The sequence below is a fragment of the Wolbachia endosymbiont (group A) of Cydia strobilella genome (genome assembly GCF_964026745.1).
GTDB lineage: Bacteria > Pseudomonadota > Alphaproteobacteria > Rickettsiales > Anaplasmataceae > Wolbachia > Wolbachia pipientis.
Genome location: NZ_OZ034694.1, coordinates 255,819 through 269,874, shown reverse-complemented (window position 1 = coordinate 269,874; position 14,056 = coordinate 255,819). Strand labels below are relative to the sequence as shown.

The window sequence follows — 14,056 nt, the reverse complement described above, 5'->3', positions numbered from 1 at the left end:
CGTTTATTAAGAATGTTAGGCCTTTTTTTAAGCTCTGTCACTTCTGATCTATATTCTATAGCTGTACGAACACTGCAATTTCAGATCCCAGTGCCTTGACCACAACTATTGCAATATGGTACATAGTGAACGATGTCATTCCAGTCTGGAATCTAGCCTTTCTGCAATCTCATCGAAAACGTTGTAACCACTTTCTATGCTAATTTGCTTGCTTACAAGCAAACTTTTCTGGATCCCAGTGTCTGGGCACTGGGATGACAGGAGAAGGCACTGGGATGACAAGAATAGGGCACTGGGATCTAGTGGGCTCAAACTACAATGTTTGTACAGCTGTGATCTATATTCTATAGCTGAATAATTTAACAATTCAAAATGAATACATATCCTATTGAGCTCTATATTACATACCAGGTTGCTTTGCCTTTTCCATGCTGAGTGATGTGATTACTCTTTACGAGATTAGATACGTGCTTCTTTAAGGTATTGCAGTTTGCTTTAGTAATATTTTCCAAATCCTTAATTGTAAGACGTCCATGTTTGCTGAGTAGTGCTAATACTTTAGCAGAAAGTGGTGGTAAATAGAGATTTAACACTTTTTCATGTGACACCTTTTGTTCAAGATGAAATTTTTGCTTTTGTAGTGACCTTAAAAAGAATATAAGCCATGGATTAAAATCATAGCTGCTCGTCTTCAAGGATTGTTGAGTACGACGCAAAGCTAAGTAGTAACTCTCCTTATTACTTTCAATTATACTTTCAAGGGAACTGTAAGGTACATAGATATACCCTAACTTTAGTAACAAGAAAGTTGTGAGAATGCGTGATAATCTGCCATTTCCATCCTGGAAGGGATGAATAGCTAAAAAAGTAACTATAAAAATGCCAATAATTAATAGAGGGTGTAACGATTTCACCTCTAATTGCTGGCTAGTCCAATAAATAAGTTCTTGCATTTGTGTTGCTGTCTCAAATGGAGAGGCTGTTTCAAAAACTATGCCCAAGCTTTTTCCAGATTCATCAAACGCTTCAACATGATTGGGGAATTTTTTATATTCTCCCATGTGCCTTTGATCTTTATATGAAAATTGTAAAAGCCAGATGTGAAACTGTTTTATAGTGTTTTCTGTAAATGGCATCTTGTTAAAGTTTTGAAATACTTCTTCACACACATACGCATATCCGGCTATTTCTCGTTCATCTAGAGAACGAAATGAGCGTGTATCAAGTTTGGATAGTAATTGCTCAACTTCACGGTCTGATAATCTTGCCCCTTCAATACGAGTAGAAGAACCAATACTTTCAATTGTTGCAATTTTCTTGAGCATTTGTAAACGTTCTGGAGCTAAATTACCAAACAATTGCCATGCTCCTTTAAATTCATCAATTTCAGCAACTAATTTTAACATTTCAGGTGTTATTACAATTTTTGAAATGTCAAACATATCTGTATTTTTATCTAGTTATATTCAATTATATTCGAAAATATCCTATTAGCAAAGAATACTTGTGAGACACACACTAAAGAATGAATTTTGGTAGGCATAAAAGCAGCTATTTTATGTTAAAATACAACATTTTGATGAAATTATAAGAAAGGCTGGATCCGAGTAGTCAGCTACCCGTCAGTGCATGTTGAAAAATCATTTTATTATCTAAATCAGTTTTTTTACAGGTAACTTCTAAGCTTATCAATTTTTCCAAGATCTTCTTAAGTTCTGAAAGTTGCAAACTTTTCAAATGAGATTTAAAACTCTGCAATTGTTTAAAAAACAATGGAGGGCTTAGCTGATCAATCGCAGCCTGCTCACTCATTCCACCTTGCACTGACAGCAAAACGTTTTCAAGGCGTAGGAAATAATTTGATATAATGCGAATTAGTGCTATCGGTGAAAAATTTTCTTGCGATATCAATGCATCAGAAATTCTAATGAAACGCGACATATCTTTACTTGCTATGGCAGAGCATAGATCATCAAGTGTAGCATAGTCGTTGCCGGAAGTTGAAAAGCATAATTCTATATCAGTAAGTTTTAGGTCTTTTCTCTCCCCTAAGTATAAAACTAACTTCTCAAGTTCTGAACATATAGGCAGCTTGCTATGATTAAAGTAAGATTGCAAATGGTAGATTATCTCATTTGTGCATTTTATATCATTTTGTTTTAAGTAACTTGATATAATGTCATAAAGATTGCTGTTGCTGTCCTTATAGCAAGCAATCACACCAAAAATTTTTGAACTCTCCATATAACTTTTAGTCGCAGAATTATATGGAAGATCATTTGCTACCATCATTACATAATGACCACTTGCGTTATAATCCAATACATTTTTTAACTCCTTGGATATACCTCCACTCACATTTATCAGCTTAATTAATTTTTTGCTGGTAAACATCGAAACGTTTGCCAATTCAGAAAACAGTAAACTGGGTGACTTATGCACTATTGCAAAATCCATCACCTGAACTGAATACTCACCCAAATTAGCAATTATTTCTTGTACATAAAAATCAACCCTACTGTTATCACTTCCATGAATTAACACACCACGTAAAGCATCAGGTTTCTCTAGGAATTTTTTAACTTTGGATGGTGTGACCCTCATGCTATCTATATGATATCATTCTCATTTGACTGTACATGAGTATCCAAAGACTCTGAGTCTCCTTGTGCAATATTATGCACATCACCTGCTACATCATCTGACTCTTCTGTTTTTCCTGTAATATAATTATAAAATTTTTTCACAGGTTAAGATATATATTTGGAAAAAAATCCTTCTTCGCTCATATTGCTTACTCCATAAAATTAACAACTTATCATTAGCATATAAATAATAGTATAGCAAAAACTATTTTGTGCTAAGATAGTGATGTTTTATAATGAGTATATTACAAAATTATTAACATTCGAGATCAAAATTAAGCCAACCTGCTTAATACTAGCCTTATAAAACAAGCGATAATTAAATATACCGCTGCAACAAGTATAATTGCAGGTCCAGTTAACAAATCAAAACTTGCAGATAACATGAGACCTGATATCCCAGAGATCACAGAAAAAACTGTTGCAACAATAATCATCTGCATTGGAGTTTTCGAAATGAGCCTTGCAGATGCTGCTGGTATTAGCAAAAATGCAGCAATGAGTAATATTCCTATTAGTTGGGCAGCAATTGCTATAAATATAGCAAGAGTGATTAAAAATTCTAGTCTAACAAAGGTAACATTAATTTTTTCAACTACTGCTAAATCTTGATTAATTGAAATCATTAACCAATAACGCCATCTAAATATTAATATCAAAGTAACTACTGCAGAGGTTAAAAAAATCAATACTATATCACTTTGATCGAGCGTTAATATATCACCAAACAGTGAGCTAATAATACTATTATTGCCAGATGGAAGAAAAGACATAAGTATTAAACTCGATGATAAAACTACATTGGTAACAATGTTCAATATCGTATCAGCAGAATATAATCTGTTAAAATTAAGAGAAAGTAGTATAGCAAATGTAATTGCAATGAGCATTATGCTAAGCGATGGGCTAATCTTAAAAATTAAAGCAAGTGCAACACCGAGCAATGAAGAATGGGACAAACTATCACCAAGATAAGATAACCTTTGCCATATCATAAACGATCCTAAAGCGCCTGTTACTAGGCTAATTACGACTACTGCAACTAGACTGTTGATGAAAAAATCCTGGGTAAACATTTCAAACATGCTATATGGCTATTAGATAACTGACAACAAATCTATCTTCGGATATCAGAATATTATGGGTTCTGCATGCAGAACCTGTTGTCATAAATTCAAAATTTAAACCTTTTTGTTCCATAAGATAGGACTTCACTGAAGAACTTAGTATATTGCGTGTTTTACCAGTACCTATTAACAAAATTTCTATTTCCTCTGTTAAAAAAGATTCAAAATACTCCTTGCTGTTTATATCACTTTCTTTCAATTTTATCACCTTTTCAGGAAAAATTATAATTGAGCCATAATATTCTTGATTGTTTACCAAAAATTTTCCTTCCCTGTAACCATTTATAAGATTTTTATTCTCGGAAATTAAGGGAGTTACATCCATAAGTCAAACTATTAATTGAGTGTCACATACCCACCATTCTGGTTGCTTTTTTCCGATATTAACTGCAGCAGCTTTTGCATTTTCCTCACTATCGAATATTCCAAAGCATGATACACCACTGCCTGACATGCGAGAAAGTATAGAGCCTTCTTGTGACTCAAGTGTTGATATCACATCCTTAATTTCAGGTACAAAGCTTATTGCTATTTCTTGAAGATCGTTTCTCGTCTCTTTAAGAAACTTCAACAAATCCTTTTCAGCGTCATCGCTCCATTTAATTGGCTCAGAAAATTTTCCTTCATGTTTGGAAAATACCTCTGGTGTACTCAAAAACCTTTTTTTCGGTTTCACAAGCACCACATTTGTAGGTAAAGAGAATTTTTTAATGTGGCATAATTCTTCGCCAATACCTCTAACAAAAACTGGCTTGCTATCTACGCTTGCGGGAACATCAGCACCAACGTTTAAGGCTATTTCATTTAAAATCGTCCTATCAATCTCCCACAGCTTCCCTAGCGTACGTACCACAGCTCCAGCATCTGAGGATCCGCTACCAAGTCCTGCAGCAATTGGTATGTTTTTTACAACCTTTACAGTGACTTTAGTGCGTACAGGAGCATGCCTAAGCAGCAGATTAACCGCTTTCATTACAGTGTTATACTGGTTATTTATTCTAGACTCGGAGTTTATAAATTCAACTGTAGAGTTATCGTATCTAGAATCCTTCTCACCTACTTTTATTTCCAAAAAATTAGAGAGATTAGCAAAGACAAATAAACCTTCAATCAAGTGATACCCTGTTTCTTTTTTGTCTACAACATGCAAAAAAAGATTGATTTTTGCAGGCGCCTTTACACAAAAACTTTTCATTATATATCTTCACTAACACTATTTTTACATTATATGTATAATGCTATTCTAGTCAACTTTTATAAGGTTCTCGCACTTCTGATGAGATCAAATGCCATAAATCCTAATTTCTCTGTGTGGGTAAATGCGTCCGCTGGTACAGGCAAAACAAAAATCTTAATAGACAGAGTATTGAGACTTTTATTAGAAAACAAAAGAAATATTCTTTGCTTAACATTCACCAATGCTGCAGCAAACGAAATGGAGAATCGCATTCACAGCATACTCAGTAAGTGGGCAATATGCTCAGAGAGTGAATTAATAATGGATCTGGAACAACTAGACCTCTTGCATTTAAGTGAGGAATCGGTGTCATTCCAGCGCGTGACGCTGGAATCCAGAAAAAAGGAAGAATGGATCCCAGTGTCAAGCACTGGGATGACAAAGGAGAGTGCTGGGATAACGGAGGGATCCAGAAAAAATGAAGCACTTGATCGTCACTTAACAAGAGCAAGAAGGCTTTTCTCTGAACTGGAAAATCTTGGTCTAACTATACAAACCATACACGCTTTCTGTTACAAATTAATCTCCAGCTTTCCTATAGAAGCTGGCATTGCTCCAAATTGCACGCTGAGCGAATGCAAAGAATTACATTCCATCATATTCAATAAAGTGCTTCATAACGAAACCGTGCAGGATGATATCAACCTTATTGCAACTGAAATTGATGAAAATAAACTACGCGATTTGCTTTATACTTTATGTATAAAAAGATCGATATCAGCAAATGATTCGAAATATATCAAAGATAAATTGAGCGCCCCAGATGAAATTCATGACTTACAGAGTGAAACAATCGAGCACGTGGAAAGACTAGCCGAGATATTAAGTGAAGGCAGTAAAAGAGATCAGAGTTATAGTGAAATACTTTATTCTACTGTCATCCCAGCTGGGATCCAGAAAAAAAGAACCAGTGTCAGCTACTCGGATGACACCGGAATAAAGTGGAATGACACCAAAATAGAAAACCTAGCCAAGGTATTTCTAAAATCAGAATCGCACGAAAAAAAGAGCATATCATCCATTGCAACAAAAAGTATTTTGGAGAAATTCAAAGATGCAGAGCAAATAATAGAGAGCGTTCAGAATGTAGTATTTACCCATATAAGAGACATGAACTCTTATCAAATATTCAAGAGAACCAGTAGCTTACTTGGTGTATTTAAAGTATATGTTGATTTGTATAATAGTGAAAAATCAAAAAATGCACTGCTTGACTACAATGATATAATTGACTTAGCAACAAATCTTCTCAGCAATCCAAACTATAAAGATTGGATATTGTTTAACTTGGATCAAAAAATAGATCACATCCTTGTTGACGAGGCACAAGACAATAGCATCAGCCAGTGGAAAATTATAACAAATCTCTGCGATGAATTTTTTGCCGGTAATGATGAAAAGCGAACCTTATTTGTAGTTGGTGACGTAAAACAATCCATATACAGATTTCAAGGAGCAAATCCCCATCTATTCAACTATATGCAACAATACTTTCATACGAAAACTGGTGGTAGAGATTGGATATCATGCCAACTTGAAAAGTCATTTCGTTCAACTCCAGAAGTTTTGATGCTTGTAGATAGAATATTTAATAACTTCCGCGCAGAAATATCTTTTAATGATAATGAAATAAAACATGTTCCACATAGAGAAAATGACCAAGGATATATTGAAATTTGGCCAGTGTTACCAAGGCGCAAAGAGAAAGAACAGCAAGCTTTACAAATTCCTCTGACATGCAGGGAAAATTATATAATAGCAGACCGATTACTTGCTCAAACAATAGCCAACAGAATTCACAATTGGTTAAATGAAGGGCGAATTTTAGTCGCTAAAGATCGCCATATAGAGCCAAGAGACATTATGATTTTGGTGCGACAACGAAACGTGTTAGTTGATTACATAATAAGCGAACTTAAAAAAGCAAATGTGCCAGTTGTAGGCCGAGATTATTTTAGAATTATGGACTATATAGCCGTGCAGGACTTAATAGCTTTGGCCGAATTTTTACTCCTCCAGGCAAATGATCTAGCTCTTGCAAATGCTTTAAAATCACCGTTATTCAATTTTACCGAGGATGATTTATTTAACATTGCATACGACCGTAAAGAGCATTCACTATGGGAAAGAATTCACGATTATTCTGTGGTTATCTATAGTGAATTAAACTATCTCATTAACTTATCTCGCATAGAGTCTCCTCTTACACTATTTACACATATATTGCGTACAGGTAAGAAGAAATTTGCTGCAAGGCTAGGTCTTGAGTGCTTCGAGGTTCTAGACGAATTTATGAACCTTGTGTTGCAATTTGAAAATCCATCTCTTCAAGCACTTGTTCAGTGGATCAAGAAGAATAATCCGGAGATTAAGAATGATATGCAATCAGAACGCAATGCTGTGCGAATAATGACAATTCACAAATCAAAAGGTCTGCAAGCTCCCATAGTATTTTTGGTTGATACAAACACAGTGCCAAGAAACAGTGAAAGCATTATCTTTGATGGAACAGAAGTGCCATTTTGGTGTGGAAAAAACAACAACGCTTATTGCGATCAAGTAAAAAGAGAGAAAAAACTAGAGGATTATAATGAATATTTGCGTTTATTATACGTAGCACTCACGCGTGCTGAAGATGAGTTATACATCTTAAGTAAAGAGCCAGTGCAAAAGGGCTCTTGGTATGATCTAATCACTAAGTACGGAGAGCCATATGAAAAGAAACAAAGGGATTTACAGCCAATATTTAAAGAAAAAGTTGAAGTATTATGCGTGAATGCAAACTACCCTTACATTTATAAAAAACGTGATTATTTTGACGTTCCGGTCATTTCCCTTCCGCCAAACCTATCAATGTCATTCCAGCGCGTGACGCTGGAATCCAGTGAAAAAGAAGGAGCAGAATGGATCCCAGTGTCAGCTACTTGGATGACAGATGGTTATGCAAGAGGCCTAATAATTCACAGCATATTGCAGTATATGCCCAAGATAGAAAAAGAAAGGAGAAAAAATTGGGTCAGAAAATACCTTGATAACATCAACATCAGTGAAGATAAGGATGAAATTTACAGTAAAATATTGGCCTTTAATGAAAAATATGGCTATTTGTTTGACTTAGGAGGCAAATCAGAGATTACACTGAGTGGAATAATCGATGGCGAACCAGCATTAGTACGACTAGATAGGCTATGCATAACGCAAGATAAAGCAATCATAATTGACTACAAATCACACCGTAACGTTTCTGTTTCCTTATTAAATGAAATAAAAAAACAGATGTTAATCTATAAAACCTTAGTACAAGAAATATATCCAAACAAGCAAGTAGAGTGCGTGGTTATTTGGGTGGAAGATTTAACCATTCAATCTGACTTTTAACGAAACTTGATTGCAAGAAATAGCTGCTACGTCATACCGCGATTCATTCGCGGTATCTCAGCCGCTAACACGTAGCGGAATGACAGCAGTCCTACGTCATACCGCTGCGGATAGATCCCGCTAACAAGTAGCGGGATGACGAATTACTTAACTGTCATACCACCGCAAACCGTCATACCGCCGCGGTATCTCAGCCACTAACAAGTAGCGGGATCTCAGCATAGCTATCTTAAAGCTAAGTAATATAAGTCAATCCAGCTAGGATTCTTTTGATTGATCAAATTAATTTTCCACTGCCTTGGCCATTCTTTCAGGCGCCTTTCTCTTGCAATAGCTAAACTTATATCTTCAAACTCTTCAAAATATACAAGTTTATTTACATTATATCTTGATGTAAAACCTGAAACAATTTTGTTTTTGCGTTCCCAAATCCTCTTGATCAAATTTGCAGTTACACCAATATATAATGTGCTATTAGCTTTATTTGTAAGTATATAGATATATGATAACTTCATCTTAATCGTTTATAGCTAAAGTAACTGAGGTTTACCAACATTATACTACACCATCATACCACAATAAAACTTACCGTCATACCACCGCGGATAGATCCCGCTAACACGTAGCGGGATGACGAGTTACTATACCGCGGCGGTATCTCAGCCGCTAACAAGCAGCGGGATGACAGCAATCTACGTCATACCGCGATTCATTCGCGGTATCTCTTAGCCGCTAACACGTAGCGGAATGACGATTGTCGGTAAATCTAAGTTACTGTAGCTATAAAGGCTTTCACAACAACCTATTTTCCTTGAAACTAAAATAGCTACTGAATGTAATAATAATGTGGTCTATTAATTCTATTCCTATACTTTGGCAAGCTTCTGCTAGTTGTCTAGTGAGAGATATATCGCTATTTGAAGGTTGTGTATCTCCGCTTGGATGATTGTGAGATATTACAATGGATGTTGAACCAATCAAAAGTGCGCGCTTGATGATCTCTCTGACATAAAGAGGAGTTTGATCTACTGTACCAATATTTTGCAGGTCTTCCGCTATTAGACGATACTTTTTATTCATATAGATGACACGAAAATTTTCCTTATTGAGGCTTCCTATACTTATTCTTAAATAATCAAGCAATTTTTCCCAGTTATCGATTACAGGCAGGTTTTTTATTTCTTCTCTTGCAGAACGAACAAAGGCTTGTTTTACACAAAAGATGGCAGATATCGCTGCATTGCTGACATCATCAACGTTTTGCAGCGCTTCCAGGTCAGCATTAAAAACTTTATTTAAGCTGCCAAAACTTTCTATCAAACTCTTTGCCACCGGTTTTACATCAATTCTACTATATGCTGAATATAAAATGTGCTCTAAAACTTCATAATCAAGTAATGATTGTCCATTATCTAAAATAATTTTCTCTCTTAGGCGCTTTCTATGCCCCTTTTTGTAATTTTTCATCATCAATGAATTGCTTATCTCTTGTATAATAAGAAATTAGATTTTTAAGTAAAATATTTAATAAAGCGCATGACGCACAATTGTAAGAACATTCATTTTTAAAGACAGCAAATGGTGTCATGAAAGTAGCTGACGCGAGCTCTACATCATACCGCCGCAGACCGTCATACCGCGATTCATTCGCGGTATCTCATCCGCTAACAAGAGATCCCGCTAACAAGTAGCGGGATACTTGATCTTTACAGGGATGACGGTTGTCGTTTAGCTACAAACATTAAGAAATTTACCAAATGAAAAAAAAGGCAAAAGAAGCCCTAGTCATTGTCTATTTTCAGTATTTGGCGTTTTTTAAATCTTAAACACTGCAATTTAGCTGCTTTTAAACGCAACTCACCTTAGTTTAAATGTTTAAGAAATTTACTAAGCAGAAAAAAAGGCAAAAGAAACCCCGCGTTAGCTAGTTGTCACTCTCTAATCCTGCAAATTGGCGTACTATACTGTCTTAAACGACTTATAAGCGCGTTTCAGCTTATATAGGTAAAAACCCAGAAATGTTGTGAAGACATAAGGTGCACATAGTGCAAAAAATTAAAAATAAGACGCAACTACGTTGTTTTCTTGCTGTTTAATCTGCACAGATGAAGATAACTGAATACCTTCAGTATCATGATAAAGGGGCTGGCGAAGGGTGTCAAGTAGTTTTTAGCTCTGCCTTCTAAGGCTTTTACCCGTGACAACCACTGTGCCTGCGATCTTATCGTGCCAAGTTTGACAGCGTTTGTTGAAATTTGACCATAAAAAGCCCAAGAATAATGGTGCAACTGACAATATAAAGGAAAAAAATCTCTTTGTTGCTTGTCTTAAAGTTATCTTTTCGAAAGTTTGTGCATCCACAACTCTAAGCCCAAGTAATAGTTTTCCAGGTGTAGCAGCAAACCTTACCCACATATATATTACATAGCAAAAGAGCATAATAAACTGGACTATTTGATTTAGGATTAGTAATTTTATAAGTCTACTCTGCGTTGTCTTTTCTTCCGCAGACAGTGGTGCTTGCATTGGGGATTTTGCAGCAATTTGACTTAATATTTTGCTATCCTCTGAGTTCATAAAGAGCTGATTTAAGGCTTGGCTGCAAAACTGCAAGAACAAAACGATAATAATTAAATCAAGCAATACTGATATATAGCGCCTGAGGCCCGTTACATAACATATTCCATTTTCGTCTTTCTTTACCTTTTGAATAACATTTATAGAAGAAAAAATAGAGAATAAACGATCAAAAAATTTATGTAACATATATACACTTTCCAATATTTAACGTGCCCCTGGCCGGACTTGAACCAGCATGCTTTTGCAAGCAACAGATTTTGAGTCTGCCGTGTCTACCATTCCACCACAGGGGCATTAAGTTTTAATGCTATAGGCAACACGGAATTAGTCAAATTTTTTTGCCTTTACATCTTTCAAATGAGGACTAAATATTCTACAATAATCAACAGTTACTCTCAAAACTTAAAATGAATGAATTAGCCAATCTCCTCAGTTCAAGAAGTGTAGATAAGGAAATATGTAAATTACCGCATAATTTAGAAGCTGAACAGATGCTTATTGGTGCAATGATTCGTGATAATAGAATCTGTGATGCAGTTGAAGACACAATTACAGCAGAAAATTTCTATGATCCACTGCATCAAAGTATTTTTACGCAAATATCTAAAACCAGGAAACACGGTATAGTTGCCAATGAACTGAGCCTCAAAATGTTTTTTGAGAACGACCAAGCGTTTACCGAGTGTGGCGGGGTAGAGTACTTAGCAAAGCTTGCAGCGAAGGCAAGTATTGCACTTGATATTTATAGTTTGACTAGAATAATCCGTGATACTTACTTAAGGAGATGTTTAATCAAGCTCGGGCAAGAAATAGTTGGTGATAGCTACAACTACGATATTGAAAATCCTGCACAGGCGCAAATTGAACAAGCAATGACAAAATTGTTCAATTTGGCAGTAAAAAAACAAGGTGAGAAAACATATATAAAACTTGCAAGTTCAATTAAAGATGTAGTTGAGAAGATCAGCACACTGAAAAATAATCCAGAAGCGCTAGGCGTTACAACCGGACTTCAAGATCTAAATCAACTTCTTGGTGGTTTGCAGAAATCTGACCTATTAATCCTAGCTGCAAGGCCTTCTATGGGTAAAACAGCATTGGCGCTAAACATCGCACTTAATGCTTGTAAGATGTTGCAAAAAAGAGCAGATAAACAACACCATGTAGCGTTTTTCTCACTTGAAATGTCAGCAGAGCAATTAACTGCAAGGCTGATCACTATAGATTCAGGAATTAGTTATTATAAGGCATTAACCGGGAGAATTAGTGATTTTGAATTGCATGAATTTATCAATACTAGTACAGAATTATCTGAACTGCCTTTCATCATAGATGACACCCCTGCGCTATCAATTAGTGCCCTTCGCACCAGAATACGCTTGCTGTATCAATTATATAATGTAGAAGTGGTATTCATTGATTATTTGCAGCTAATCAGAGGAACAACAAAAAGGAGTAATGAAAATAGAGTGCAAGAAATCTCGGAAGTGACGCAGGGTTTGAAAGCAATTGCAAAGGAGCTAAATATTCCCATTGTTGCACTATCTCAGCTCTCTCGTTCTGTTGAGCAGAGGGATGATAAAAAACCACAACTTTCTGATTTACGTGATTCAGGGAGCATAGAGCAAGACGCAGATATAGTAATGTTTCTCTATAGAGAAGAGTATTATGAACTAAGAAAACAGCCAAATGAAGGAAACAATAAACATCGGGAATGGCAAGAGAAAATGGAAAAAATTAGAAACATTGCAGAGCTCATTATTGCAAAGCAGAGAAATGGACCAATTGGCAGTGTGAAGCTATATTTTGACTCTAACAGAGGTGCATTTAAAGATTACACGGAAAGGCATAGTTCATAGCTTGGCAGCAATCTTCTTGTTCCCAAGTTTATCAATTATTTTTTTTATGTAAAGATAGCTTGACAACTTCTTAAAAATCCTTTTATAATGGTATTATATTTTATAATACGTGAGATGATGAATAAAAACAATGTACCCTATTATATAGCTGGTGCTCTGGCTACTGCAACTTTGTTAGCATCGGGAGTGTTTGCTGCAGCTCCTTATATTGGTTTCTTAGCTCCAGTTGCAGCATTAAGTGTTGGCCTTCCATTTATTATTGGTGGTGCTGTATTTTCTGCTGTAGCTATTGCACTTTCGTATAAAGCAATTAGTGAGAACAAAACAAATTCTGAGTTAAAAAATAAAATGAAAGCTCAAGAGCAAACAATTTCTGGGCAAAAAACTCAACTAGCTAAAAAAGAAGCGGAAGTAAAAGCTAAAGAGGAAGAAAATTCTAAGTTAAAAGATCAAGTACGCACTCAAAAGCAGAAAAGTTCTGAGCAAAAAACTCAACTAGCTGAAAAAAATAAAAAGATAGAAGAAGACAAATTAAAAGTGGCAATTGCTGATGGCACTGTTCAGCTTGCAAAAGGAACAGTTAATAGCGCTGTTTGGTTTGCAAAAGAAGCAGTTAATGGTGTCTTGTATTCTGGCAAATATGCTTACGATAATTATGTGCCATCAACTGAGTCTACAAAAGGAACACTTAGTGGTATTGGAGGTGGCTTGAAAAATACTTATGATGCGTCAATTGCATCTGTAAGAGGAGCACTTAACAGCGTTGGAAGCAGCTTGTACAGTAGGATTTATGGTACTAAGGTTTCTAGTCCGGAAGAGCAGTTTAAGCGTGAAGATGGATCTAAACCTAGCATGCAAGAACTAACTCGTTTGGATTATTTAAATCTTGAGGTTCTTTCCAGTGAGCAAAAGCAACGAGCTAATAGTTTGGATTATTTAAATATTGATAACGTTCCTAAGCAACCTGATCATTTAAATGTTGATGCTGCTAAAAGTTATTTAATGAGTCTTTCTGAGGATCAGGATGTATTTTATGATGCAGAATCTGGTGATGAAAAAGGTACTGAGATTTCTAGCCCAGAAAGTCAGCCAACTAAAGAAGAAAATGGTCAAGGCTGGTTTGCATGGAGCCTAGGAAAGGTTAAGTCGGCAATGACTGAAGTAGTAGTGATAGATGCTGATGTTACTAAACCATATTTTGCTAAAGTAACTAAGGCACTTGCCACCTAA

13 protein-coding genes and 1 tRNA gene are annotated in these 14,056 nt (G+C 35.7%); 3 read left to right on the top strand and 11 right to left on the bottom strand.

Annotated features, from left to right (window positions below; translation table 11 throughout):
• Window positions 1–135: 135 nt before the first annotated feature.
• The 7 genes from AAGD76_RS01295 to AAGD76_RS01265 all read right to left on the bottom strand — a co-directional run bounded on the left by AAGD76_RS01295 (window position 136) and on the right by AAGD76_RS01265 (window position 4,967).
• Window positions 136–312 carry a hypothetical protein gene (locus AAGD76_RS01295; protein ID WP_341820250.1) on the bottom strand — a complete coding sequence of 59 codons (177 nt, stop codon included), beginning with the start codon at window positions 310–312 and terminating at the stop codon, window positions 136–138.
• An 83-nt stretch (window positions 313–395) separates the two neighbouring features.
• Window positions 396–1,442, bottom strand: a complete 1,047-nt coding sequence (locus tag AAGD76_RS01290; RefSeq protein WP_010082541.1) for a Fic family protein — start codon at window positions 1,440–1,442, stop codon at window positions 396–398.
• Window positions 1,443–1,611: 169 nt separating this feature from the next.
• The gene (gene holA / locus AAGD76_RS01285; protein WP_341820249.1) at window positions 1,612–2,604 is read right to left on the bottom strand and encodes a DNA polymerase III subunit delta; all 993 of its coding nucleotides are present in this window, start codon (window positions 2,602–2,604) and stop codon (window positions 1,612–1,614) included.
• A 5-nt stretch (window positions 2,605–2,609) separates the two neighbouring features.
• Window positions 2,610–2,747 carry a hypothetical protein gene (locus tag AAGD76_RS01280; protein ID WP_341820248.1) on the bottom strand — a complete coding sequence of 46 codons (138 nt, stop codon included), beginning with the start codon at window positions 2,745–2,747 and terminating at the stop codon, window positions 2,610–2,612.
• A 173-nt stretch (window positions 2,748–2,920) separates the two neighbouring features.
• Window positions 2,921–3,730 (bottom strand): metal ABC transporter permease, encoded by an 810-nt coding sequence (locus tag AAGD76_RS01275; protein ID WP_341820246.1) that lies wholly within the window; start codon window positions 3,728–3,730, stop codon window positions 2,921–2,923.
• Between the two features lies 1 nt (window position 3,731).
• Window positions 3,732–4,097: an Mth938-like domain-containing protein gene (locus AAGD76_RS01270; protein ID WP_265023265.1), complete on the bottom strand. Its 366-nt coding sequence runs from the start codon at window positions 4,095–4,097 to the stop codon at window positions 3,732–3,734.
• Between the two features lie 3 nt (window positions 4,098–4,100).
• A complete protein-coding gene (locus AAGD76_RS01265) occupies window positions 4,101–4,967 on the bottom strand; it encodes a 4-(cytidine 5'-diphospho)-2-C-methyl-D-erythritol kinase (protein ID WP_209472850.1) in 867 nt (288 codons plus the stop codon).
• Window positions 4,968–5,048: 81 nt separating this feature from the next.
• Between AAGD76_RS01265 and AAGD76_RS01260 the strand changes: the two genes are divergently transcribed.
• Complete coding sequence (locus AAGD76_RS01260) at window positions 5,049–8,387, top strand: UvrD-helicase domain-containing protein (protein WP_341820245.1); 3,339 nt, start codon at window positions 5,049–5,051, stop codon at window positions 8,385–8,387.
• A gap of 224 nt (window positions 8,388–8,611) precedes the next feature.
• On the opposite strand, the gene AAGD76_RS01255 is transcribed toward AAGD76_RS01260, so the two are convergent.
• The 4 genes from AAGD76_RS01255 to AAGD76_RS01240 all read right to left on the bottom strand — a co-directional run bounded on the left by AAGD76_RS01255 (window position 8,612) and on the right by AAGD76_RS01240 (window position 11,260).
• A complete protein-coding gene (locus tag AAGD76_RS01255; RefSeq protein WP_264705105.1) occupies window positions 8,612–8,902 on the bottom strand; it encodes a GIY-YIG nuclease family protein in 291 nt (96 codons plus the stop codon).
• A 277-nt stretch (window positions 8,903–9,179) separates the two neighbouring features.
• Window positions 9,180–9,854, bottom strand: coding sequence for a RadC family protein (gene radC / locus AAGD76_RS01250; RefSeq protein WP_010962534.1), 675 nt, complete (start codon window positions 9,852–9,854; stop codon window positions 9,180–9,182).
• Window positions 9,855–10,556: 702 nt separating this feature from the next.
• Window positions 10,557–11,153 carry an RDD family protein gene (locus AAGD76_RS01245; protein WP_341820244.1) on the bottom strand — a complete coding sequence of 199 codons (597 nt, stop codon included), beginning with the start codon at window positions 11,151–11,153 and terminating at the stop codon, window positions 10,557–10,559.
• A gap of 24 nt (window positions 11,154–11,177) precedes the next feature.
• Window positions 11,178–11,260, bottom strand: a tRNA-Leu gene (locus AAGD76_RS01240).
• 114 nt (window positions 11,261–11,374) lie between these two features.
• Between AAGD76_RS01240 and AAGD76_RS01235 the strand changes: the two genes are divergently transcribed.
• Both AAGD76_RS01235 and AAGD76_RS01230 read left to right on the top strand, forming a co-directional pair.
• On the top strand, window positions 11,375–12,826 hold the full coding sequence (locus AAGD76_RS01235) for a replicative DNA helicase (RefSeq protein WP_141456959.1): 1,452 nt from the start codon (window positions 11,375–11,377) through the stop codon (window positions 12,824–12,826).
• An 87-nt stretch (window positions 12,827–12,913) separates the two neighbouring features.
• Window positions 12,914–14,056 carry a hypothetical protein gene (locus AAGD76_RS01230; protein ID WP_341820241.1) on the top strand — a complete coding sequence of 381 codons (1,143 nt, stop codon included), beginning with the start codon at window positions 12,914–12,916 and terminating at the stop codon, window positions 14,054–14,056.